Source organism: Candidatus Hydrothermales bacterium (genome assembly GCA_039630235.1).
In the GTDB taxonomy this organism is placed as follows: domain Bacteria; phylum Hydrothermota; class Hydrothermia; order Hydrothermales; family JAJRUZ01; genus JBCNVI01.
This window is the reverse complement of the sequence record JBCNVI010000001.1, coordinates 16065-40775: the sequence shown is the minus strand read 5'-3', so window position 1 is coordinate 40775 and position 24711 is coordinate 16065. Positions and strand designations below refer to the sequence as shown.

Annotated in this window: 23 protein-coding genes; 7 read left to right on the top strand and 16 right to left on the bottom strand. The window is 32.7% G+C overall.

What is annotated here, in order from left to right; all coding sequences use genetic code 11:
* Window positions 1–35 precede the first annotated feature (35 nt).
* From ABDH49_00170 to ABDH49_00155, 4 genes are read right to left on the bottom strand one after another with little or no spacing between them, the layout of a single operon-like run.
* Entirely contained in the window at window positions 36–704 is a 669-nt protein-coding gene (locus tag ABDH49_00170) for a hypothetical protein (protein ID MEN3045393.1), read from the bottom strand.
* Window positions 701–1522 carry a hypothetical protein gene (locus tag ABDH49_00165; GenBank protein MEN3045392.1) on the bottom strand — a complete coding sequence of 274 codons (822 nt, stop codon included), beginning with the start codon at window positions 1520–1522 and terminating at the stop codon, window positions 701–703. The genes ABDH49_00170 and ABDH49_00165 overlap by 4 nt, the downstream gene beginning before the upstream one ends.
* On the bottom strand, window positions 1519–2304 hold the full coding sequence (locus ABDH49_00160; GenBank protein ID MEN3045391.1) for a hypothetical protein: 786 nt from the start codon (window positions 2302–2304) through the stop codon (window positions 1519–1521). Before ABDH49_00160 ends, ABDH49_00165 begins: the two co-directional genes overlap by 4 nt.
* A 1-nt stretch (window position 2305) precedes the next feature.
* Complete coding sequence (locus tag ABDH49_00155) at window positions 2306–3427, bottom strand: fibronectin type III domain-containing protein (GenBank protein MEN3045390.1); 1122 nt, start codon at window positions 3425–3427, stop codon at window positions 2306–2308.
* Window positions 3428–3486: 59 nt separating this feature from the next.
* Between ABDH49_00155 and lon the strand changes: the two genes are divergently transcribed.
* Genes lon through ABDH49_00140 form a run of 3 tightly spaced genes read left to right on the top strand, consistent with a single transcriptional unit; the run spans window position 3487 to window position 7572 of the window.
* Window positions 3487–5793 carry an endopeptidase La gene (gene lon / locus ABDH49_00150; GenBank protein MEN3045389.1) on the top strand — a complete coding sequence of 769 codons (2307 nt, stop codon included), beginning with the start codon at window positions 3487–3489 and terminating at the stop codon, window positions 5791–5793.
* Window positions 5790–6893, top strand: coding sequence for a GTPase HflX (gene hflX / locus ABDH49_00145; protein ID MEN3045388.1), 1104 nt, complete (start codon window positions 5790–5792; stop codon window positions 6891–6893). Before lon ends, hflX begins: the two co-directional genes overlap by 4 nt.
* Window positions 6874–7572, top strand: coding sequence for a hypothetical protein (locus ABDH49_00140; protein ID MEN3045387.1), 699 nt, complete (start codon window positions 6874–6876; stop codon window positions 7570–7572). The genes hflX and ABDH49_00140 overlap by 20 nt, the downstream gene beginning before the upstream one ends.
* Before the next feature lie 6 nt (window positions 7573–7578).
* Here ABDH49_00140 and ABDH49_00135 read toward each other — a convergent pair whose 3' ends face one another.
* Genes ABDH49_00135 through hutI form a run of 10 tightly spaced genes read right to left on the bottom strand, consistent with a single transcriptional unit; the run spans window position 7579 to window position 19584 of the window.
* Window positions 7579–8331, bottom strand: coding sequence for a diadenylate cyclase (locus ABDH49_00135; GenBank protein MEN3045386.1), 753 nt, complete (start codon window positions 8329–8331; stop codon window positions 7579–7581).
* Window position 8332: 1 nt separating this feature from the next.
* Window positions 8333–9241: a DUF6569 family protein gene (locus ABDH49_00130; protein MEN3045385.1), complete on the bottom strand. Its 909-nt coding sequence runs from the start codon at window positions 9239–9241 to the stop codon at window positions 8333–8335.
* A 31-nt stretch (window positions 9242–9272) separates the two neighbouring features.
* A complete protein-coding gene (locus ABDH49_00125; protein ID MEN3045384.1) occupies window positions 9273–10736 on the bottom strand; it encodes a biotin carboxylase N-terminal domain-containing protein in 1464 nt (487 codons plus the stop codon).
* Window positions 10717–11544: a PHP domain-containing protein gene (locus ABDH49_00120; protein ID MEN3045383.1), complete on the bottom strand. Its 828-nt coding sequence runs from the start codon at window positions 11542–11544 to the stop codon at window positions 10717–10719. The genes ABDH49_00125 and ABDH49_00120 overlap by 20 nt, the downstream gene beginning before the upstream one ends.
* Window positions 11541–12362, bottom strand: coding sequence for an AAA family ATPase (locus tag ABDH49_00115; GenBank protein MEN3045382.1), 822 nt, complete (start codon window positions 12360–12362; stop codon window positions 11541–11543). Before ABDH49_00115 ends, ABDH49_00120 begins: the two co-directional genes overlap by 4 nt.
* Window positions 12363–12374: 12 nt before the next feature.
* Window positions 12375–14252, bottom strand: coding sequence for a tetratricopeptide repeat protein (locus ABDH49_00110; GenBank protein MEN3045381.1), 1878 nt, complete (start codon window positions 14250–14252; stop codon window positions 12375–12377).
* Window positions 14249–15058 carry an AAA family ATPase gene (locus tag ABDH49_00105; protein MEN3045380.1) on the bottom strand — a complete coding sequence of 270 codons (810 nt, stop codon included), beginning with the start codon at window positions 15056–15058 and terminating at the stop codon, window positions 14249–14251. Before ABDH49_00105 ends, ABDH49_00110 begins: the two co-directional genes overlap by 4 nt.
* An 11-nt stretch (window positions 15059–15069) precedes the next feature.
* On the bottom strand, window positions 15070–16575 hold the full coding sequence (locus tag ABDH49_00100) for a hypothetical protein (GenBank protein ID MEN3045379.1): 1506 nt from the start codon (window positions 16573–16575) through the stop codon (window positions 15070–15072).
* The gene (gene ftcD, locus ABDH49_00095; GenBank protein MEN3045378.1) at window positions 16572–18380 is read right to left on the bottom strand and encodes a glutamate formimidoyltransferase; all 1809 of its coding nucleotides are present in this window, start codon (window positions 18378–18380) and stop codon (window positions 16572–16574) included. The genes ABDH49_00100 and ftcD overlap by 4 nt, the downstream gene beginning before the upstream one ends.
* Complete coding sequence (hutI, locus tag ABDH49_00090; GenBank protein ID MEN3045377.1) at window positions 18367–19584, bottom strand: imidazolonepropionase; 1218 nt, start codon at window positions 19582–19584, stop codon at window positions 18367–18369. Before hutI ends, ftcD begins: the two co-directional genes overlap by 14 nt.
* Before the next feature lie 93 nt (window positions 19585–19677).
* Between hutI and ABDH49_00085 the strand changes: the two genes are divergently transcribed.
* From ABDH49_00085 to ABDH49_00070, 4 genes are read left to right on the top strand one after another with little or no spacing between them, the layout of a single operon-like run.
* Window positions 19678–20988 (top strand): UDP-glucose/GDP-mannose dehydrogenase family protein, encoded by a 1311-nt coding sequence (locus tag ABDH49_00085; GenBank protein MEN3045376.1) that lies wholly within the window; start codon window positions 19678–19680, stop codon window positions 20986–20988.
* Complete coding sequence (locus tag ABDH49_00080; GenBank protein ID MEN3045375.1) at window positions 20973–21920, top strand: UDP-glucuronic acid decarboxylase family protein; 948 nt, start codon at window positions 20973–20975, stop codon at window positions 21918–21920. Before ABDH49_00085 ends, ABDH49_00080 begins: the two co-directional genes overlap by 16 nt.
* Window positions 21907–22611 carry a glycosyltransferase family 2 protein gene (locus tag ABDH49_00075; protein ID MEN3045374.1) on the top strand — a complete coding sequence of 235 codons (705 nt, stop codon included), beginning with the start codon at window positions 21907–21909 and terminating at the stop codon, window positions 22609–22611. Before ABDH49_00080 ends, ABDH49_00075 begins: the two co-directional genes overlap by 14 nt.
* A 13-nt stretch (window positions 22612–22624) precedes the next feature.
* Window positions 22625–23284: a hypothetical protein gene (locus ABDH49_00070; protein MEN3045373.1), complete on the top strand. Its 660-nt coding sequence runs from the start codon at window positions 22625–22627 to the stop codon at window positions 23282–23284.
* A gap of 199 nt (window positions 23285–23483) precedes the next feature.
* On the opposite strand, the gene ABDH49_00065 is transcribed toward ABDH49_00070, so the two are convergent.
* On the bottom strand, window positions 23484–24119 hold the full coding sequence (locus tag ABDH49_00065; protein ID MEN3045372.1) for a hypothetical protein: 636 nt from the start codon (window positions 24117–24119) through the stop codon (window positions 23484–23486).
* A gap of 61 nt (window positions 24120–24180) precedes the next feature.
* A partial coding sequence (locus tag ABDH49_00060) for a FlgD immunoglobulin-like domain containing protein (GenBank protein ID MEN3045371.1) occupies window positions 24181–24711 on the bottom strand: 531 nt, incomplete at its 5' end.

Here is a 24711-nt window from a genome sequence, read left to right as displayed (position 1 = left end):
ATTTATATACTCAAAGTAAGAAATTTGTGAAAAGATTAAGAGAATAAAAATGATAACCACTCAAACAAAAGAAAGTGAATCCTACCTATTAAAAGTGATACACGAGCCATAACCGTATATCCAAAGGATGCCCCAAATGCAATCATTATGAACGTAATACCAATTTTTGCAAATATTCCAATAACTCCCTTTTGTTCTCTTGAGAAAAAGAAATAAATTATAGTTGAAACTGTAGCAATTATTATTATTAAGTTATTAAAACTTGTAAATAAGTCACCTGTATAAATTGGAAGCAAAGTAGCCTCTGTTTGAGGTATTATGTAACCTTGGAGAGAACCAGTTATTCCAAGACCTGCAGCCATGCCAACAAGAAAAGCAATTGACCACCTTGAGATCCAAGCTGTTGGTGGTATAAATCTAAGCAACATAAAGATAGAAAGTGTTATAGGAATTAAGAGTATCCAGTGTTCCAAAGTTAAATGGGAAAACATTCCTGTAAATCCATATTGTTTATATAAAGCCCTAAAGGGTGCGATAATCTTCGGATCAATATCAAAAAACCAAAGATATAAAAACCAGAATGCAGCAGCAGACCCTACATATATATGTTCAGCTACCTTATAAAAAGGATTATCTTTATATAAGAACGAAAAAATAGCTAAAGTTAAACCCGCTGCTATAAAAGTAAAAATTACATCTATCATTTTAATCTTCTTAATGCAAAGTATCCTATATTACCAAGTAATATGAGTATCAGGATAATTATGTGAATTACAGACTGGGCTGTCATACCGGAATAGGCAAATCCCTTTCTTTTTACAAGTATTTCATAGTCAGCTGCGCCCCTTAAACCACCTATTAACCCAACAATTTGACCTGCTTGGTAATAGGGATATAAATCAGGTGTAATAACTGCTGTTGAAGTTAAAATTATCTTTAACCCAAACCTTGCCTGACCAAACTGAACCCAAAAGTCTCCTGTAGCACCTGCTTCAAACCCTATAAGAAGAGCAATATCAGAATAATTATGAATATCCCTCATCATTTCAAGGGAATCAATAGGTGTACCCTTATAATCTGTGTTAAAAACTGTTCTTATTTCTTTTCCCATATTAAGGATTACCGCAGCCACGCCAGGTCTATATCCAAGAAAAACATAATCGTGTCCATATTTTTTATTCATCTCCTTAGCAATCTTTTCTAATGCTATCTGCCCAAGTGGTAACCCCAAAGGCCAATGTCCCATCATTAAAACCTTCAAATTATTTGAAAAGATATGTCTTAATACAACCTCAAGAAGCGGCTGAAGCTCAGGCATACTAGCCGCATCATAATCAATCGATATTAGAACAACTGAACCCTCGGGTAAACTCTCTATAAAATCATAAGCCCTTTTAACCTCTTCCGATGGCTCAAACGTAAACCCCCTTTTAGTTACTAAAGGCACCGCCACCCCTACAAAAACCAATAAATATATAATTCTCCTATCAATTCTAGCTATTTTCTCAAAAAAGTTTTTCATTTTAAATAGGTCCTTTCGATTCCAAGTATTATTCTAACTGACATTGCTATAGCTCCAAGAGAAATGCCGATAAAAAGACCCCTTTTTGCTCCAAGTTGTGGAGTATTCATTATCCAATTTGTAATTTCTACAAGATATTTTTTAAGAAGTATTGAAAGTGGATAAATAAGCAAAATAGACAAAATAGCCATACCTAAAAACAAGGTTTTTTCTAACGGATTTGCTCTTTTAAGTCCCTCTAATGCAAATGTTATTGATATTAAAATTAACGTTACTGCTGTAAAATAGGGAACAATTTCTTCTCCTTTTGGAACTCTTCCAAGCATAACAATTCCAGCAGAAAGAAGTAAGAGTGTCGCATTTAAGGTTCTTGCTCTAAAGGCTCTATAAGCTGCAGAAGATATGAAAAAGGCAAGAAGTGCAAACATTGTAGCCTGCAGGGGAACAAAAACATAAGAGTAAAAGTATCTCAAGAAAGTAGAAGCCGGACTAAAGGGGTTCCCATGTTTTATTCCAGAATAAATTCCCCATAAAAGGACAATTAAAAAACTTGCTATGAGAATTAAAGAATAAGGGGCATCCTTATCCTTTCTTTTTATTTTTTTGTAATGATAAAGTAGAAGCGAATCTACACCTAGTATTAAAGTAAAACCTGATACAATTATGAACCAATCGTTAAAGCGTTGCTCTAAGCTTCCAAAGGGTTCACGAGGTATAAAAAAGGCAACTATAAGTAAAAAACCAGAAATAAAAGTTATTATTAGAGGAATTTCTTTCTTCATTTTACAAAATTGTAAAGAAATTCTTTAAAAAGTGCAACCATGGCACCTTAACAAAGAAAGCAATTGACTCTAAGATTACCCCTATAGAAATTAAAATTATGAGGAGCATTTTAACCCAGTCTTCACCTTTAATTGTAGCAAGGGAAAGCGGATCCCTTTCAAGATAGGCACTGGCAGCATACATCTCTTCTCCTATTAAGGTGTAATCTGTAGCAGCCACAAAAAAGGGAAGCTGCGTAACTGCCGTTGTTCCCGAAATCTGTATTGCTCCAATTGAATTACCTGTTTCTGCAATTATAAGAGACTCTGCATAAAAGTAACCTTGAAGAAATATGGCACCAGGTTTTTCTCTTAATATTAACCCATCAACACCAGCAGCATAACCAAACTGTTCATAAGATAAGAAAAAGACATTCCCTTCCTTATATAAATCAGGTCTTCCCGCTTCAAGATAACCCTCTTTTACAGTTTCTTGTGCTGCAACAAAAACAACTGGTTCAAAACAGGGAACCATCAGATCTGTTTCATATTCTGCGGCTTTTTTAGCAACTCTTTTTAAAATAGAAAGTCCTGCAATTGTTGGAATGTCCGCAATTGTCCCAAGACCAAGAGAAAATAAAAGCGGTTTTCCAAGCTCAGTTGACCTTCCTACCGCCTCATCAATAGCATCAAGCCCCGGTATCTTTCTAATAAAAAGAGGTATCCCCCTTTTTGCCCTTTCTATATAAAATAGCAACAAACTAACTATAACAATAAGGAGGATCAACGCACTTATTCTTTTTTTATGAAACCATTGGGCTGAGGAATAAACTACGTTTGATTTTTCACTGTCAGAGTACTCTTCTCCTTTTATTGCTCTTATGAAATATCTATAGTTTACTTTATCCTTAACACCGCTATCTATATAACTACTTTCACCCCTTTTTAAAACTGCAACCGTCTCTGGTTCACTCCACTTATGAGCTACTTCCTGCTCTCTGAAGAGAATATAGTAATCAATTATAGAATCATCCGAGGAAAGGCTCCATTCTATCTTTATCTTACCACCCGCATCGTTTGGAAAATCTACTGCCTTTACATTAAACGGAGGCAGAATAGCTAAAATAAAAACTGAAAAAAGCATAAATTTATTATAAAAATATTTAACTTGAAAAAATCAAGCACTAAAAGTAAATTTATAAAATGAGAAAGCTGCCCCTTATCCCCTTAAGGGAGGTAGTTCTCTTTCCTAATTCTATATATCCGCTTGTCTTAGGGAGAGATTTCTCGAAAAACGCACTTGAAGAAGCATTAAAGACTAGTGAAAGAGAAATTATTTTTGTTACCCAAAGGGATCCTTCAGTAAGTGATCCCACTCAAAAAGATCTCTATGAAGTTGGTACACTCGGTATAGTAATAACTGAATTTAGACCACCAGAGGGAAACTACCGAATTCTCGTTGAGGGTATAGAAAGAGTTAAAATTTTAAACGTCTTTTATAATGGAAAATATTATGAGGCTGAGTTTGAGATATATAAAAGAAATCTAATTGAAAACGAAGAAGTCTATAACTTAGCAAGAATAGCGATCGAAAATTTCAGAGAGTTAACGAACTATTTCTCTGGTTTTCCCGATGACCTTTTGGCAAATTTATATTCAAGAAAGAATCCAATAGAAATAGCTGACTTCATATCAACTCATCTTCCAGTTAAATCAGAGATCAAACAACCACTTCTTGAGATTGATAATGCGTTAGATTACCTGAAAGAACTTAATAAAAGACTAATAGAAGAAATTGAGTTTAGAAAGTTAAAAATTAAAATTGAAGAAAGAACAAGAGAAGAGTTACAAAAAAGCCAGAAACAGATCTTTTTGCATGAACAGTTAAAACAAATTCAAAAAGAATTAGGATATAAAGAATTTGACGAATTTCAATCACTTAGAGAAAAAATTGAAAATTCAGGTATGCCAGAAGATGTGAAAGAGCATGCCCTTAGAGAGCTTAAAAAACTTGAAATGACTCCCTCTATTTCACCCGAGGCTTCTGTCATAAGAACGTATCTTGATTTCTTAATTTCTATGCCATGGAATAAGAGAACAGAAGATAATTTTGATTTAGAGAAGGCAAAAAAAATTTTAGATGAGGAACATTACGGCCTTTTTGAAGCAAAGGAGAGAATACTCGAATATCTTTCAATTTTAAAACTGAAAGGGAAAATTTTAGGGCAGATTCTTTGCTTTGTAGGTCCACCTGGTTCAGGAAAAACATCCCTTGCTAAATCAATTGCCAAGGCATTAGGAAGAAAATTCGTAAGAATGTCACTCGGTGGAATAAGAGATGAAGCAGAAATAAGGGGACACAGAAGAACCTATGTTGGTGCTCTTCCTGGTAGAATTATTCAAGGTATAAGAAGAGCTGGATCAAAAAATCCAGTTTTTCTTCTCGATGAAATAGATAAAGTAGGCATAGATTATAGAGGTGATCCCTACGCAGCCTTAATGGAAGTCCTTGATCCTGATGTAAATAAACACTTTGTTGATCATTACCTTGAGGTTGAATTTGATCTATCCGAGGTTTTATTTATAACAACAGCAAACTCCCTTTTTAAAATACCGCTTGTTCTTAGAGATAGAATGGAAGTGATAAATTTACCTGGTTACTCAGAATATGAAAAACTTATGATTTCAAAAAAACACCTTATAAGAAGAATAATTGATGAAATTAATTTAGATCCCAAATATTTTAAGATTGAGGATGAAGCCATACTTGAAATAATAAGAAAGTATACAAGAGAGGCAGGGGTAAGAGATTTAGAGAGAAAGCTTTCAAGAGTAATAAGATATGCAGCAAAAAATTATGTTGAAAGAGGGGAAAAAACAATTGTAGACAAAAATATTTTAAGAAAAATATTGGGGCCTGCGCCCTTTACAACGATTGAAAGCGAAAAAAAGTTAAAACCGGGTGTTGCCTATGGACTTGCCTGGACTGAATATGGTGGAGAAATAATGAAAATTGAAGTTCTTCTAATGGAAGGTAAAGGAGAACAGATACTAACAGGACACTTAGGTGAGGTTTTAAAGGAATCAGTATACGCAGCAATAAGCTATTTAAGATCAAAGAGTAAAGAGTATGGAATACAAAGTAATTTTCATAAAAAATATGATATTCATCTACATATCCCAGAGGGGGCTATTCCAAAAGATGGACCTTCTGCTGGTCTTGCAATTGTTCTTGCAATACTTTCTGCACTTACCAAAAAAGAACTGCCTTCAGATACTGCATTTACAGGCGAAATAACTCTAACCGGAGATGTTTTGAGAATAGGTGGACTTGAGGAAAAAATAAATGCAGCAAAAAGAGGAGGTATTAAAAAGATTGTTCTTCCAGAAGAGTCAAAACAAGATATTAAAAAAATAAGAAAAGAAGTCAAAGGAGATATTGACTTTCATTTTGTCAAGTCTATTGACGAAGCAGTTTATCTTGTTTTCACCGATAAAGTTAAAGTTTGAGCGAGAAAGTAATATTAGCAGCAGTTTTCAAACCTAAAGAGAAAGAAGTTTCTAGTTATAAACTAAGTGAACTAGAAAGCCTTGTAAAAACTGCAGGTGCAACTATAACTTCAGAAGTGATTCAATTTAGAGAGAAAATTGATCCTGACTATTGTTTAGGAAAGGGCAAACTCGCAGAGCTAAAAGAAAAAATTGTGCAAAATTCGGTAAATACTGTAATCTTTGGGGTAGATCTTTCACCAAAGCAGACAAGAAATTTAGAGGAATTTCTTAAAGTAAAAGTAATTGATAGAACGGAATTAATAATGGACATTTTTGCAAAACATGCTAAGACAAAGGAGTCAAAGTTACAAGTGGAGTTAGCTCAACTACTCTACAGGTTAACAAAGCTTAAGGGAATGGGAAAATGGCTTTCTAGATTAGGTGGTGGTATTGGAACAAGAGGCCCTGGTGAAAAAATGCTTGAGATTAAAAAGAGAAATATTCTTCTAAGAATTAAACATCTAAAAGAAAAACTAAAAGAAATTGAAAAACAGAGAGATGTGCAGAGTAAGAAAAGAAAAAATTTCTTTAAGGTCTGTTTGATAGGTTATACAAACGTAGGTAAAACGTCTTTACTAAACTTGATAACAAGGGAAAAAGCTGAAACTAAAGATGCACTTTTTGTTACTCTTGATGCTTTAACAAGGAAATTCTACATAGATGGAATTCCAATAATTTTAAGTGATACAGTTGGGTTTATAGAGGATATTCCAGTTAGTTTAATTCACTCTTTTAAATCTACTTTAAAGGTTATTTTAGATGCGGATTTATTGCTACATGTAGTAGATGTTTCAAACCCTATGAAGGAAAAACAGATAGAGTCTGTAAATAAGGTTCTTTCAGAAATTGGGGTTCACGATAAAGATATAATTTATGTTTTTAACAAGTATGATTTATTTTTTGAGGAAGAGGAAAAGTTATACTTAAAAAATAAATATAAACCTGCTGTTTTTGTTTCAGCAAAATTTGGTGATAACATAGACTTACTTATTGAAAACATAAAATTATACGCGCTAAAATATATTAGCGAAAAACAGTATGGAGGAACCATTAATTAGGCCATATATACCAATAGAGAAAATAGAAGAAATATTTAAAAGTAGTAATAGAACTAAGCTTTTTTATGAGTATATAAGGCCTAAGTTACAGGATCTTGTTATCCCAATTCTAAACACACTGGAAAAAGTTGTTGGAGTGGACATTTTCTGGCATTCAAAGCTTTCAGTAGTACCTTCTATACATGATGAGAATGTTAATTTTGTAGGATATGGCATTGAACCAAGAAAAAACGAAAGTTACCAAAGAGATTCAGATCTTCTAAGAATTTTTTTAAGATTTGAAATACATTCTCTTGAAGAATCTGGAGTTTTTTTTGGAATAAAGGGTAAATATGAAAAATCAAGATTTGCCCTCCTTTTTCATAAATATCCAGAGGATGTGGTAAATTTAATTCAAAACGCTTTTGTATACGCAAAGTTTCAAAAAAAACAAATAGATTTAACTACGACAGAAAAAGTGATAAATTTTCTAGACAAATATTTTACTGAAGTTGATGAGATAATACTTTTTGGCCCTGTTGAGGTCACAAGAGCAAAAGAAGAAATTAGTGCAGGTAGTATTCTGAGATTTTTAACTCTTTTCCCGATATATCAAGCTATGATTGAGTACTCATTATCTAATGAATCAAATTTTAAAAATTACATCAAAAGAGTATTCAGTTTTCTCCAGGCTCCATAAATAATTTTAAATTCTTCCCTTATAAAAAAGCTCAAGATTTCTCCATAAGGTATCCTTTGTAACTTTTCTTATAAGTCTACCTTGATAAGCAAAGGAAACTTCTCTTTTTTCTTCCGAAACTACTATTACAAAACTATCACTTACTTCGGTAATTCCTATAGATGCCCTATGTCGTGTTCCAAGTGAAGCATCTATTTGTTGTGAATCAGATAAAGGTAAAATACATCTTACATATTTTACTCTATCTCCCTTTACTACACAGGCACCATCATGAATGGGTGAAGCTGGATTAAATATAGCAATAAAAAGAGGCTCAGATAGTTTAGCATCTAAAAATAAAGCCTTATCTGTAACTTCATCTAACTCCATCCTTCCTTGAATCACTATAATAGCCCCATATCCCCTATCTCTTAAAGAAAAAGCTGATTTTACTAAAATATTTATAATATTTTCTATTTTCTCTTCTTCGATAATTCTCACAAGGGGCAAACGTCCAAAATTCGCTAAAAATCTTCTAATTTCCGGCTGAAATATAATCACTAAAGTAATAAATCCAATTTTTCTTAAACCACTAAAAAACATCTTTGTTCCTGTAAGATCAAACAAATAGGAAAGTGCTACTAAGAAAAGAAATATAAAAACACCAAATAACATAAAACCTGCTCTTGTTCCTCTTAGAAGTCTTATCACTAAATATGAAAGTAAAATAAAAAATAAGATATCAAATAAATCGATAACTCTTAAATTTAAAAAGTCCAACTTATAATCTAAGATCTGGAAAAATAGCTAAATGAAATATTTTGTCTTTTTCCTTTTTAAAACCTCTCAGAATTAAACCCTCCCCCTCACCCCTCAATTCAATACCCTTTCCTAAACCTTTATACTCTCTTAACTTTATTCTTTTAACTTTATCAATAATTTCCTTCACCTTACTTTTTTCCATATAATCCGTCTTATATTCTCTTAATAATATGGCATCAAGTGCATAACCCCTTAGAATCTTTTCCCTGAATTTCGCAAACAAACTTTTAGAAACAAAAAGATCCATACAAAGAAAATTTGACCCAGCAAAAGAAGCTACCCCGCAACAATCGTCAAAGTTTATCCCCTCTAAGTACCAATTAATTTGAGACTCATAAAAATTAAAAGCATCCTGTATAGAAAGCGTTCTTGACTGAACATTAAGTTGCGTCAACGTTTTTCTTATATTCTCCCATACAAGCTTCTGATCGGATACAAAAGAATTGTTAAGAAGTAAGCTCCTATTAGTTGTTTTTAAAAGAATAGCTCTCAAACTAGGATAAAGGGAAACTCCTGAAGAATAAAAACTCCTTTTTCCTCCCCATCTTCTCTCCTCTACGCATGTTACAGGAACCTCAATAACGGTGTTAGGTTCAGAAAAAAAAGCCGTATTTATAACACGATTTTGAAAAGCACCCAAAACTTCTTCTCCGTCAATAGCAAAAACAGGATAATTTCCCCTATTTTCAAAAATCACTCTTTCAATCTTTGGTTTTTCTAACTCTCTAAATTCCCCAAAACCTTCCCTATACGCTTCTTCAATTGTCTTAATTGTGTCTCCCTCCCCATCTTCACCCCCATATAGGGGAAAAAGAAGCAGATTTCTTTGAAATATAGGTTCCCCAATTTCTATCTTATTGATTAGCATAATAAATTATAACATCAAAAGCTATCACAACTCAAAACTCAAAATTATTCAAAAAGAATGAAAAGTTTTTCCAACGGGATCTAAGGGGTTCCCTTTTTTCTTCAATACTTTCAATTTTCTCGATATAATTCAGTAAGTCTTCCTCAAATGAAAACTCAGGAATTTCCGGTTTCCATCTTTCAAGTAAAAAAGTATCGTACTCCCCCTTTTCAAAAAAATCACTAGATATTAAATTTAAAGAAAAATCCTTTGTTGTCTTTATACCAGCTATAAAAAGCTCTCCCAGTGCTCTTATCATCCTTAAAGTTCCCTCTTTTTTATCTTTTCCCCATGTAATTACTTTCATTAACAGAGGATCATATTCTTCAGGAACATAATAGCCTTGAAAAACACCTGAGTCTACTCGCACAAAAGGACCTTGAGGATAGTGTAGCCATTTTATCTCTCCAGGCGAAGGCATAAAGTTTTCATATGGATCCTCTGCATAGATGCGGACTTCTATAGAGTAACCCCTTAGGGGATACGGTTTTTCCAACTTTAATTTTTCACCCATAGCAACCTTAAGCTGTAACATCACAAGATCCAGTGAGCTTCTCATTTCTGTAACGGGATGCTCCACTTGAAGTCTTGTATTCATCTCAATAAAGTAAAAATTCCTATTTTCATCAAATATAAACTCAACAGTGCCTGCATTATAGTATTTTACATATTTTGCAATTTCTATTGCAGCTTCCTGAATATCCTTTCTTATTTTATCGTCAATGAAATAAGATGGGCTTTCTTCAATCAACTTCTGGTGTCTCCTTTGAATAGAACACTCTCTTTCACCTAAGGCATAATAATTTCCGTACTTATCACCTATTATTTGAACTTCAATATGCTTCGGTTTTTCAATAAACTTTTCTATATAAAGTGAACCATCGGCAAAGGCACTTTCAGCCTCTTTGTAAGCTAAGTTAAAAAGTGAGATAAATTCTTCCTTGTTTCTTACAATTCTCATTCCTTTTCCACCACCTCCCATGCTAGCTTTTAACATAATGGGAAATCCCAATTTTTCGGATATCTTTATAGCTTCGTGGGGATTAGTAATTTTCTCTGAATAACCTGGTACAACTGGAACATAACACTTTTCGGCAATTTTTCTTGCAATTACCTTATCACCCATAAGTTCCATTGCCTCAGGAGAAGGACCTACAAAGATAACGCCTCTTTTTGTAACTTCCTCTGCAAACTTTGCATTTTCTGAGAGAAATCCATAACCTGGGTGTAAAAAATCTACCTTTTCCTTCTCTAAAACCCATAGAATTTTGTCAATATTTAGATAAGTATCATAGCTTGATCTCCCACTTAGAGGGTAAGAGGCATCCATAAAGAAATTATGTAAAGAGAATCTGTCTGGGTCTGAATAGATGCCTATGGGAGAAATTCCCATATCTCTTAATGTTCTTGCGATTCTAACCGCTATTTCACCTCTATTAGCTATTAGACATTTCATTTTTAAACTCCTTTAGCTTTAAAAAATAATTATAAGGTAAAGTTTTAAGGCCAATTATATTTTTCCCAGGATGATTTAAACCATGGAAATCAGAGCCGCCAGTTATAAGTAAATTATTTCTTATTGCGTATTCAAGATAATACTCTTCTTTTGTAGAATCGTGGTCGGGATAAAAAATTTCAACTCCCTTTAGTCCAATTTTTTTAAGATAATCAAGATAGTCAAAGTCAATCTCTTCTACACCTGGATGGGCTAATACTGGTATACCTCCTGATATAAGACTAAGTCTTATACCCTCTTCTGGAGTTAGCTTGAATTTTGGCACATAAGCTGGCCTATCTTTTCCAAGATAAAGTTCAAAAGCCTCGTCAATTGAAGAGATGTATCCTTTTTCCAAGAGAACCCTTGCAATATGAGGCCTACCAAAAGATTTTACTTCATTATTATTTATAACTTCATCTAATTCAATTTTAACCCCAATCTTTTTTAACTTATCTATAATTTTTTTTACCCTATCAAATCTTATTTCTCTTATTTTAATTAAGGTTCTTTCTAGTTCCGAATTTTCCTCTGGAAAATATACAAGTAAATGAATGTCCCTTTTACCATCTCCTAAGGAAAGCTCTGTTCCAAATACTACTTCGATAACAGTGTTTTTTATATGATATCTTGCTTCAAGTGTATCATGATCGCATATGCCAATTACATCTATTCCCTCTTTTTTAGCCATAAAGAGAAGCTCTTGAGGATGTAACTCACCATCTGAGAATATTGTATGGGTATGAAGATCAATTTTTAAATCTTTCATATTCCGAGTTCTTTTATTACTTTATTTAATATCTCACAGTTAATTAATTTCTTTTTTTGAAGGAATCCCTCTAAAAGTGCATTATCGCATATAGTATTTATAAGTCTTGGTTTCCCTTTTGAATATTTATAAATAATTTCATAAGCATCCTCTGAAAAAATATCCTTTAAAGCTCCAGCAACTTTTAACCTGTGAAGGATATACTCTTTTGTTGACTCAAAATTAAAGGGTTTTAATTTAATTTTTAATGATATCCTCTCATATAAAGGCATATCAATTTTTAGATTCTCTTCAAGTTCAGGTAGTCCAAAAAGAATAAAACTTAAAAGTCTTTTTCCTGGAATTTCAATATTTAAAAGTCCTCTAATTTCTTCCATTATTTCTTTATCCCTCAACATATTTGCTTCATCTATAAGTATTACTGGTATTTTTGAATTTTTATACATTTCAATTAACCTTTTAACAACTTTTGATAGTATGGAAACTGGATCATTCTCATCAGTAATTATTTTTAAATTACTAGCAATTTTCTTTAAAAACCACACTTTACCTATATCAGAGTGAATAATAACAATCAAAGATGGTTCAAAATTTTCATATTTCATTAACTCACTAAGAAGCTTTCTAGCCAAAGTGGTTTTACCAAGTCCTATATCTCCCGTAACGGTTATTAGTCCCCTATAATTCTTTATTCCATAAATGATTTTTAAAAGGGCTTCTCTATGTTGAGGTGAATTAAACCAAAAGCTTTCATCTGGAGCAGCTGAGAAAGGTTCTCTTTTAAGTCCGTAAAATTCTATATATGAAAGTGTATACATTTTTAAGACCTATCATAAAAATGAGATTCTCTCATCATCTATAATTTCTTTTTTCTTCGTTTCAAGTTCCCTAATTTTTTCTTTTAAACCAAGAATTTCTGGGTCTTTTTCATAGACTCTTTTATAATAAACAAGTGCGTTTATGGTATCTCCAAGTTTTTCATAACATTCCCCTATATGGTACTCAATAGAAATCTCTCTTCTTTTTTCTAAATTTTTCTCACTTAAAGCCCTTTCAAAGTACTCTAAGGCAATGCTATAGCGGTTTAATTCCATAAAAATTTCACCTAAAAGCTCAAGTGATAAAGCTCTTGTCTCATCGGATTTTGTTGCCTCCTTTAAATTCTCTATCGCCTCTTCATAAAGTCCCATCTCTCTCATTGCAATACCTAATTCTAATTTACCCTTATAATCAACTTCTTTTGAAAATTTGTGTAGAGTTTCTCTTACTTCACTAAAGATGTCTCTTTTTTCTTCAGCTTCTAACTCCTCTATAATTTCTTTCCTTAAATCTATTACTCCTACTTTATCCCCTTCCAAACTGACTTTCTCTCTTTCCGGTTTATGCGTTTCAAAGACTTGGGGTTTTTTAACTTCTTTTTTTTCTATTTTTCTCCTCTTTTCTAACTTTTCAGGATTTATAATTGTCACAAATTCAATAGCCTTTTTATTTTCTGGTTCAATTTCAAGAACTTTTAAGAACCACTTTAACGCATCATCCCTTGCTCCCCTTTTATAAAGACATTCACCTAAAGATAAAATACTATCCACTAATAGTTCCTTATTCTTTAACATATGAGAAATTTTTACCATTTCTTTTCTTGCCTTTACTTCTTCTGGCCATTTTTCTGCTATCTCCCTTAGGATATTAAAGGCCTCTATCATTAAGTTTTCACTATAATATAGCTCATAAGCTTTATAGTAAGTATCAAGTGCGCCACTATAATCACCCATTATAAAAAGGGTTTCAGCAAGAGTCTTCACTTTATCGGGTGTTCTTATTCTGGTTTCCGTAATTTTCTCTTCACTTACAACTTCTTCTTTTTGTTGCTCTATAGTAGCAAAATCTTCACTAAATTCTCTTATAACTTCTCTTTGTATCTCCTCCTCTGTCTCAACTAGACTTCCTTCATCTTTTGTCACCTTCTCTTGGTACAATCCTGTTTTATCTTTTAGTTGCCTTGTGGCTTTTGTGAATCTCTTTATTTCGCCACTTAATAGCTCATCAAGCGTTACAAAAACGCTTTCTTTTTCCTCAGAATCACTATCTGATTTTAAATATTCTTCTATTTGCTTTTCGGACACACCCAGGGAAAAAAGTTTATTTTTAATTTCAGTTTCTTTTTGCTTATTTTTATGATGAAAGTAAGATAAAAGTTCTAAGTAAAGTTCGATTGATCTTTTATTTTTTCTAAAATCAAGGTAAAGTTCAGCGACTCTTTCTTTAAGAGAGAAATTTTCTGGCTGCCACTTTAAAAGAAGTTCATAGTTTTCAAATCCCTTATCGTATTCTCCGATTTTAAAAAGGTATTCAATATAGTATTCCAGGTTCTTTCCTGCTTCACCTGGCATTCCAATTTGATAGTAAGCCTCAGCAATTTTTTTATATAGCTCTTTTTTTTCAGGATAAAGTTGAATGAGTTTTTTCAAAAGAGCTATTGTTCTATTATCAAAAATCTTTTTCTTTTCAAAATTTTCATAGGCCTTTAATAAAAATTCCCCTGCTTTTTTTTCTTGACTAAATTTAATTAAAATTTGTCCTATTCTAAAAAGAACCTCTGGATCCTCCGGCTCCTGTTTTAATATTGTTTCATAGGTTTCTAAAGCTTTCTTATATTCTCCCTTTATCTCATACTCTCTTGCTCTTTTCTTTAACTCTGAAATGTTCATAACCCCATAGTAGCTACAACTTTCTCTACCTCTTTTAAATCAACTCTTTTTTTTCCTTTAAAATAGCTTTCAAGTAACGAAGCATCACAAATGGCGTTTATAAGTCGAGGTATTCCATTTGAAGCATTTTTTATTTTATTTTTAGCCTCCTGAGTAAATATATCCTCACTTCCTCCAGCTCTTTTTAGCCTAAAATTTATATAGTCTATAACTTCAGACTCTTCGAGTTTTTCAAGGGATATCCATATAGGTAATCTCTGACTAAAATTGGGATCTTCTCTAAAATTTTTTATTATCTCAGGAAGACCAACAAATACAAAAGAAATAGGTTTTTCATCCATCGTCTCTATTGATAGTATGTCTCTAAAAAAGGAGAGAAGTTCTTGAGATTTTATTTTATGTGCTTCATCTAGCAGAAAAATGTACTTTTTACCCCTCTCAAAGGACTCAAGGATCTTACTTATAAAGTCCCCTTTTAAACTTCTTATATCATGGCTTTCGTTTAAGCCAAAGAATCTAGCAATTTTCGTTAAAAACCATTTTACATTAACTTCATGATGAGCAAAAAGAACAAAAAGAGGTACAAAGTTTTCATGCTGATAGAAATCTAAAAGCAATTTTCTTAAAATCATGCTTTTACCAGTTCCAATTTCTCCGGTTAGAACACATCCTCCACGGTTTTTAGTAATACAAAACTTTATTTTCTCTAATGCCTCTTTATGGACTCTCGAGGGATAAAAAAGTTCTGGATCAGGAACCATAGCAAACGGATCTTTCTTAAGTCCAAAAAATTCATAGACTTCCATTTTTAACCTCCTTAAATTATTATAAAATTATCTTTAACATCTTTTATTGTTGCCCTAACTTCCTCATATAATGGTTCTTTAATATGAACATCTGTGCCCTTCTCTACCTTTAACTCAGCTTCTTCTTTTTCACTAATAGCAATTGGTTCATATTCAGATATCGACTCTTCTACTTCCTCTACTTCCTCAACTTCCTCAACTATTTCTTCCTTAATTAGAACCTCTTCTGGTCTTTTTGTCTCAATATACTCTTTAACATCTAAAAAACCTGGATCCTTTTCATATAGTAAACCCAAGACCTCAAGAGCCTCTTTTTTATTATTAAGGCTATATAGAGATAAACCCTTAAAGTATCTTACAAAATTCATTACTTCTTCATTTTCAGTTGATCCAATGAACTTGTCAGACTTTGCTATAACCTCTTCATATTCTCCCATTTGGTAGAGTGTGTATAAGTAGTATGGGGCAAAAAGATCAACAGGAGTACTTTTTTCTAAGTTCCTATAGTCATTAATTACATCTTCGTGCATATTCCATACCGCCATTAAATTTAAAAAATTTAAGTAATTTTCAAAATTTTCCTCAGGTAATAAAAAATCACTAAAAATTTTAACTAACAGGTCATAATTTATCTCTACTTGTGGCTTTTCTTCCGTAAGACTGCTTTCAAATCTCTTTAGAAACTCTTCAACTTTTTCTATTCTCTTTTCTTCAGGAGATAGTTCTCTGATTTTGTCAAGAACTTCCCTCGCTTTCCCTACATTAGACTCTGATTTTAAGTATCCATAAATGGCACTATAGTACTCAAGAATAGCCTCTTCAACTGAACCTATGCTTTTTAAAAGATCCGCTAATTCTACTGTTCCTGAAGGTTCAAGTTTCTTTTCTGAAAGTCCCTCTATATTTAAAATTTCTTCAAGCTCATTTAATTCAACTCTTTTTTTTACTTTCAATAATTCTTCTATGAATTCCTTATAATTTTTTAATTTATCATCGGATTCAACATTTTCTAGAGCGTTTTTAATTAACTTTAAACTCTCTTCATTTTTTAAATATAAGTTCAAAATTCCAATAAGAAATTGTTGAACCCAGTAGTTACTAAAAATTTCTCTTACTATCCTTTCAAGATATCTCTTTGATTCTCCTAATATTTCTTCTCTGAGAAGTTTATTCAGAGCATCTTTACATAATTTTAAAATCCCGAGATTGTATGCTGAAATAAAAATTCTTGAATTAAGTTCATTTGTCTCTCCCTGCAATTTCCTTAACTTCATAAGCGCAAGTAAACGTTTCATATGGTTCTTTTCCTTATTCGCTTTCTCAAGAGCAGAAATGTAATAACTCTGAGCAGCTTCAATTTCCTCTTTTTCAAATAGTATATCACCTTTAAAAAGAAGAAGATCATAGTTATCTTTATCTTCTTCTAAATATCTATCAACAAGTCTAAGAGCATTATCAAACTCTCTTTTACTAAAGTATTTAAATGCAAAATTCTTGAAACGTTCCTTTAAAATCATAAATCCCCTCCTTCTAATTTTTCCAAAATTATATTTTCAAGTTTTTTAGTCAAATTTTCAAATTTTAATTTCATATTTTTAATCTCCTCCCTGTATTTTAATTTAATTTCTTCATCCAAATTCTTCAAGTTTATAAGCATATTAAAGATTCCACATCTAAAAGAAGAGTTAAGCATGTTAATTCCGCATCCTAAATCTGAAATGACATTTTCGTCTATTAATTCAACAACATCTTCAACAAGTTTCAGAGCAAGGATAGAGTTCTTAGAAACATCAAAGGGAATCTCTATAGCCTTATATAAGGCTTTGTTTACACTCTCTTTATCTTTTTTTGTTTTAAGAACCTCCATATATTCTTTAAAACTTTCACTATCTTTATCCATTAGTACTAAAAAGTAATCTTTTAGTTCTTGGAGTTTGAGGGAAGTTTCGGAGAGAAGATTATAATTTTTATCGTCTTTTAATTTGCTTATAGTTATGTTTATTGCCATACAGCAAAGTGAGGCACCAATAGCCCCAGAGAGAGCTCCTGCAGAGCCACCACCTGGAACTGGACTGGGTCTAGATAGTTCATCCGAAAAATCCCATATTTTCATTTTAGGCAAATTTGATTCAAAAATGTCCGGTAAACCAAGAACCTTTTTTTCAATTTCGAATTCTGAAACATCTCTTAAACCTAGTGATTGAATTGCAGTTTCAAGCACGTCTTTAACTGGTAAGCCTTTTGAAGCTTTCTGCCTTTCAAGATAGAATTTTCCTACTTCATAAATAGCTTTAAAGGGAACAAGTCCAACAATTTCACTTCCTGTAACCTTTAAACCCCTCTCTTCTGCGAGTTTTTCTACTGCTTCAAAAACATGATGCATATTAGTAACATTATAGTCAGTTAAGTTAATGCTAACCTGTGCCCTCTTATACTCTTCTATGTACCAACCGATTGCCCTGACGTTTTTAAAGAGCCCCCTTTTTTTAACTGGTTTAGAAATTACATCATTTATGTCTATATTGTTTAGTTTTAAAAGTTCATAGAGATCATAGTTATGATTTTCTCTTACATGAATATAGGTTTCTTCTAAGGTTTTTCCTACAAAATCACACTCACCACAGGGGTATTCATTGTCCTTATATCTTACAATTTCGCCTTTAAAGTAGAATGGATATATATTACCAGTCCTTTTTGATCTTCCCTTTTCTCTTATTTCAAAGGCTATATCATCGGCATATCTCTTATCTTTTGTGTTTAGATTTATGTTATAGGCAATTAAAAATTCTCTGACACCGATTACAGTGGCTCCTGATTTAGCGTTAAACTCCTGTGGTCCAAAATCAGGCTTCCATTCAGGTTTAAGGATCTTATAAGGAAGACCCTCATATTCACCCTCTCTAATATAAGAAAGACTTCTCCTTTCCGGAATTCTTGCCGATTTTTCATAAAGATATACTGGAATAGAAAGTTCCTCCCCTACTCTTTTAGCAAGTTCATATACTATTTCGTTACACTCTTCAAAAGTAATGTTTTTTAGAGGTATTATAGGGCAGACATCCGTAGCACCAATTCTTGGATGAGCACCTTTATGCTTTCTCATATCAATAAGCTCTGACGCCCTTTTTATCCCTCTAAATGCTGCCTCCTTTACCGCTTCAGGCTCACCGATAAAAGTAACTACAGTTCTATTTGCGTCATAGCTAATATCTACGTTAAGAACTTTTATTCCTTCAACTTCTTTTATAGAATTTACTATTTCTTCTATTATTCTTTTGTCCCTACCCTCTGAAAAGTTCGGTACACATTCAACTAATTTCATCTATAACCTCCTTTCCCTTCTTTATAATAAGAATAGGTTTTCTTACCTCAAAGAAGTTATAAAAAAGGTAAGAAAGTCTACTAACATCAAAGACAATAAGATCAGCATCTTTTCCGACTTCGATAGAGCCTTTTTTTTCTTCTAAAAGCAAGGATCTTGAGGGATTTATTGTTATTGCTTTAATTGCCTCTTCAATTTTGAAGCCCATCAAAAAAATTGCAAGACCAGCTGAGAAGACCTGGGAAAAAAGATAAGAGGTTCCTGGATTATGGTCGGTTGCCAGAGATACTTTTAAGCCAAGATCAAGCATTTTTCTACCGTTTGCAAAGGGTAATCTCATAAAAAAGGAGGTACCAGGAAGAAGAATAGGAAAAACGTTTTTATCTCTCATTTTTTCAAGTATGTGTATAGGTGTAAATTCCAAATGGTCAGCCGAAACAGCATCAACTTCTAAGGCAAGCTCACCTCCTCCAGATTCAGATAGTTCATCTGCATGAATCTTAGGTAAAAGACCTAATTTTTTGGCCTCTGTAAGTATGAGTTTCCCCTCTTCTTTTGTATAAACACCCTTTTCAACAAAAACATCACAGAAGTCTGCATATTTCTTCGCTTCTTTGAGTCCATATTTTACTATTTCTTCAATGTATTCGTCTTTACTCTTATCCGGGGGTATAGCGTGAGCAAAGAGTGCACTAATTTTAATATCTAAGGGTAATTCTTCTTTTAATTCATTTAGGATTTCCATATGCTTTAGTTCTTCTTCAACAGAGAGCCCATAACCTGTTTTAGCCTCAATTGTTAAAGTTCCGTACTCTATAAACTTCCACAGTCTATTTTTAACAATTTCTTTGAGCTTGATTTTATTTAACTCTCTTGTTTTTTTCACTGTAGATATTATCCCTCTTTCTTCTTTCAAAAGTTCAAGATATTCTTTTCCTCCTAGTCTTTCTTCGAATTCAAGTATCCTGTCACCGGCGTATACAGGATGGGTGTGGGGATCAACAAATCCCGGGAGTACGATTTTACCCTCTAAATTATAAAACTTTGTTGAGTCCCCTATTTTTTCTTTAGCTTCCTCATAATCCCCTATGAAGCAAATTTTTCCATTTTTTATTCCAATATCTTTTTTATGATAAACGTCAAAACTATCGTTACAAACATAAATAAATTCAGGAGAATGAAGATAAATATCAAATTTCTCCATTAGAGTTATAGTTTAAGAATTTTATAGAATTCTTTGCAAGTAGAAAAAATTTATCGTAAACTAAATTTATTTAAATTTTAATTGTAAAACATAATGAAACTTGGGGTAGTGGGCCTTGGTCGTGTTGGGCTTGTAACAGCAGTGTGTTTTGCTGAGAAGGGCTTTATTGTTTTTGGGATGGATAAAGACAGAGAAAAAATAGAAAAATTGAAAGACAAGGAAGTCCCCTTTTTTGAACCTAATTTAGCTGAATTATTGAGAAAAAATTATGATAGATTAGTATTTACTGATAGTATCAAGGAAATAACTGAAAATTGTGAAGTTATCTTTTTATGTGTTGGAACTCCGTCTCTTCCTGATGGTAGAGCAGATCTCTCACAGGTTGAGGATGTCTCAAGAGAAATAGCTAAGAATCTAAATAAGTTTACTTTAATAGTAGAAAAAAGTACAGTTCCTGTAAAAACTGCAGAATGGATAAAAAGAATTATGAGTTTATATGCAAAAAAGGACGTAACCTATGAAGTTGCCTCAAATCCTGAATTTCTCAGAGAGGGATCAGCAGTTAAAGATTTTTTAGAGCCAGATAGAATTGTAGTTGGTGTAGAATCAGAAAAAAGTAAAAAAATTTTTGAGAAAATTTATGAAGGTTTTAATGCTCCAATAATTTTCACGGATATAGAAACATCTGAAATAATAAAGCACGCTTCAAATGCTTTTCTTGCTATGAAAATTTCTTTTATTAATATGATTTCGGACCTATGTGAAAAGACCGGTGCCGATATTTTGAAAGTTTCAGAAGCAATGGGGCTTGATAAAAGGATAGGAAGAGAGTTTTTAAATGCTGGGGTAGGTTATGGAGGTTCCTGTTTTCCTAAAGATGTTAAAGCTTTTTATAAAATTGGAGAAGAACTTGGTTTAGATTTTAGTCTCTTAAAGTGTGTAGATAAGATAAATGAATCAAGAATCGATAGGTTTATTGAGAAGATAAAAAGGGTTTTATGGATTATAAAGGATAAAACTTTTGCGGTTTGGGGATTATCATTTAAGCCGGGAACTGATGATGTTCGTGAGGCTCCAAGTATAAAAATTGTAAGGAGGATCATAGAAGAGAAAGGCTTTTGTAGAGTTTACGATCCGTATGCAATGGAAAATTTCAAAAGGGAGTTTTTAGGTTGTGATAGGATATATTATGCGAAGGATCCATACGATGCAGTAAAGGGAGCAAACGCCATATTAGTCATAACCGAGTGGGATGAGTTTAGAAACTTAGATTTTAAAAAAATAAAAGAGTTAATGGAAACACCAATAATAATTGATGGTAGAAATTGCTTAGATGTGAATAAAATATGTGAGCTTAATTTTATATATATACCAACGGGAAGAAAAGTATGCGGATACTTGTAACAGGCTGCGCTGGCTTTATAGGATCCCATCTGTGTGAACACTTTCTTAACCTGGGAGAAGAAGTAACAGGTATTGATAACTTCATTACAGGAAATAAAAAAAATGTGGAACTTTTAAAAAAATACAGGAATTTCAAATTTTTTGAACTTGACGTTTGTGATGTGGTTGAGCTGCCTGAGAGATATGACATAATATATCATCTTGCTTCACCTGCTTCTCCAAAGCAATACTATAATTATCAGCTTGAGACTATGCTTGCTAATTCTTACGGCACAAAAAATTTACTTGAAAAGGCAAAGAAAGATGGTTCTGTATTTGTCTTTGCTTCTACTTCAGAGGTTTATGGAGATCCTCTTATTCATCCTCAAAGAGAAGACTATAACGGAAACGTTAATCCAATCGGAGAAAGAAGTGTCTATGATGAGTCAAAGAGGTTTGGAGAGGCCCTCTGTATGGTTTTTTTTAGAAAGTTTGATCTTGATGTAAGGATAGCAAGGATTTTTAACACTTATGGTCCACGGATGGATATCGATGATGGAAGAGTTATTCCTAATTTTATGGTTCAAGCTTTGAAGAATTTACCTTTAACGATTTATGGAGATGGTAATCAAACAAGAAGTTTTTGTTATATTGATGATATGGTAGAGGCCTTAAAAAGGATGGGGGTTAAAAGTAATTTAAAGGGTGAGGTGATAAATTTAGGTAATCCTAAGGAAATAAGAATAATTGAGCTTGCCGAAATAATTGAAAAGTTAGTGAATAGAAAACTTGAGAAAAAGTTTCTTCCGTTACCAAAGGATGATCCCCAAAGGAGGTGTCCAAATATAGAAAAGGCGAAAAAAGTTTTAGATTGGGAACCTAAAGTTGAATTTGAGGAGGGTCTACAAAAAACACTTGATTATTTTAGGATGGTTTTAGATGAAAAAATTTAAAAAACTCTCTATTGTTATTCCCTGTTATAACGAAAGGGACTATATAGAGGGCGTCTTAAAAAAAGTTAAGGAAGTTAAACTTTATGGGGATTTAGAAAAAGAGATAATTGTAGTTGATGATGGTTCGACTGATGGTACAAGGGAAATACTAAAGAAAATTAATGATTCGGAGGTAAAGGTTATCTTTCAGGAAAGGAATATGGGAAAGGGGGCGGCTTTAAGAAGGGGGTTTAAGGAGGCAACAGGAGACATAATAGTAATTCATGATGCAGATTATGAGTATGAGCCAGAGGAGTGGAATAAGATGTTGCCGTTAATTTTAGAGGACAAGGCAGATGTTGTTTATGGTTCGAGATTTTATGGCGAGCCCCATAGAGTTTTGTACTTTCACCACTATTTAGGAAACAAGATAATATGTTTTTTAATTAACTTACTTTGCGATATGACTTTTTCAGACGTTGAAGTCTGTACAAAGATGTTTAAAAGAGAAGTATTAGAACATATAAATTTAACTGCTAATGATTTTGGTTTTGAGGTTGAGTTTACAATTAAAATTTCGAAGTCAAAAAAATGGAGAATATATGAAACTGGGATAAAATACTTTGGAAGGACTTATAAAGAGGGCAAAAAGATTAACTGGAAAGATGGAATAAAGGCTTTGTATTATATTTTTAAATATAGATTTTTTTAAGGGGGGACTTAATATGTGGGCATTAATCTTAGTGGTACAAATAAGTTTAAACATAAAAAATGCAGATTTTGAAAATTGGGTAGATACAACAACTCCAGTTGATTGGGTTGTAAGTCATCCAGCTGCTTTACCTGTTTATAAGGAAAAGAGTTTAGTTAGAACAGGTGGACATTCAGTAAAGGTGGAAAGAGCGAGTAAAACAACAAATTATACTGAGGCTCTTGTACAATTTGTGCCTATTGCAGATTTAGGACTGAATCACAAAATAATTTTTTATATTTATGACAATGATCCTGATGTAAGAGGAAGGGTACATTGTACTTGGTGTAAGAGTGATTCAACTTCACTTAGTGATTATTTTTTTTCTTCCTATTCAAGTGATCTAGCTTCTTGGCAGGAACTTTTAGCTGAAGAGGTTCCTCCTACTGGTGCGCGTTTTATCAAGTTAACATTAAGAATATACTTACAAACTGGTTCAACTGATTCACTTGGTTATGTTTTTTTCGATTCGGGTTTTGGTCTTAAAGTTGAGGAGAGGGAAAAGACCCAATTTTTGAACTTTGAAAAAAATAATAAAGAGGCTTTCTTTGATATAACAGGTAGAAAAAATAGGCAAGGAAAAATTGTTTTTAAAAGGGGAGTAAGAAGTCAAAAGATTTTAAAAATCAGATAGTTGATTCCTTTCCTCTTTACCTCTCCTTATATCCAAGTCTTTAGATTTTAAGTTACCTAAATTAGTAGAAGCTACACTATACCATAAGTAAAAGGAAGGAGTCATAACAAAAGTAAAAAAAGCGATAAACTCCTATTTCTCTTCTTTCCGTTTCAAGCGCGTGTGCCTACCCTACTCTAATTTAAGCCTTAAATTAAATTTATTCTTTGTACTCTACAAGTTTAAGTTCGTAAAAATTTTCTTTTTCTTGTCCCATTCTTATATAAAGTGGCAAAGCTACATCTTTTGACCACACAATAACCCAAATTTCTTTTCCATCCTCTTTTATAATTAGTTTTTTACCCTTTTTTCCAGCATAGGTTTGTGTTCCTTTTACTACCTCCATTTCAATCACTTTACCACTTTCATCTTTTTGTTTCCATTTTGATCCTTCCTCGAATTTAAATCCTGCAATAGTAAAATAGTAAGTCCAGGCAGGTGTAAAGAGTGCTACAGCTAAAGGAGCAATATAGGGATTAAAAGCGGCTTGTGATAAAATTACTCCAGGGATATCACCTTTGCTTTCTACTGTAACTGTAGAACTCCCTTCACTTTTACCGAATTTGCCCTCTATATAAACTTTATATTTATCATCCTCTTTTGAGATTTTAATAATCTCAAATCCTTTTTTTGTTTCTTTTTCTTCCTTTCCTATTACTTCATACTTAAAGTACTCAGTCCCCTTGAAATCATAGGGGATCCACACAGCAGACTTAAATTCCTTTTCCTCCTGTGGGAACGGTAAAGAGGGAAACAATTGTAAAATTAAAAAAAACTGAAATAAAAAGTTAAACATTTTAACTTAGAATCCAATCAAAGGAAAGTGGGGATTTGAACCCCTTTAAAACTTTCCACCATTATCTGAGGAGGATGAATTTCTTAATTTCCTCTTTATCTTTTGTTTTAACCTTCAAGAGATATGTTCCGGCTCCTACTTTTTTGCCACTTTCATCAACTCTATTCCACAACAAGTAGTATACTCCAGGCTTTCTAACACCGCTTGCAAGAGTCTTTATTTTTCTACCTGTGACGCTATATATTGTTATATCAACCTCAGTTTCAGATGGTATACCATAGGCGAATTTCACAAATTCATCATCAGAAACTGTATTAAGAACATTAAAGAAGAACTTAGATGGAATATCTCTAGTGAGCTCTGAAACACCAGTAAATTGATAGTAACCAGTAGCAGGGTCTCTTGTATAGTTTCTCCACCAGGAGTTATCCCTGCAGAAGAGATAAAACTCAATCAAACTGACTCCAGAAGTTACAGGAATGACGTAGTAGTATCTTGAACCAACTACAAAGCTATGTGTTCTAAACTCGAAGCTTCCGCCATCAAATCTATAACCAATAGTATCGTAATAGAGACCTGACCAATCTGTTAT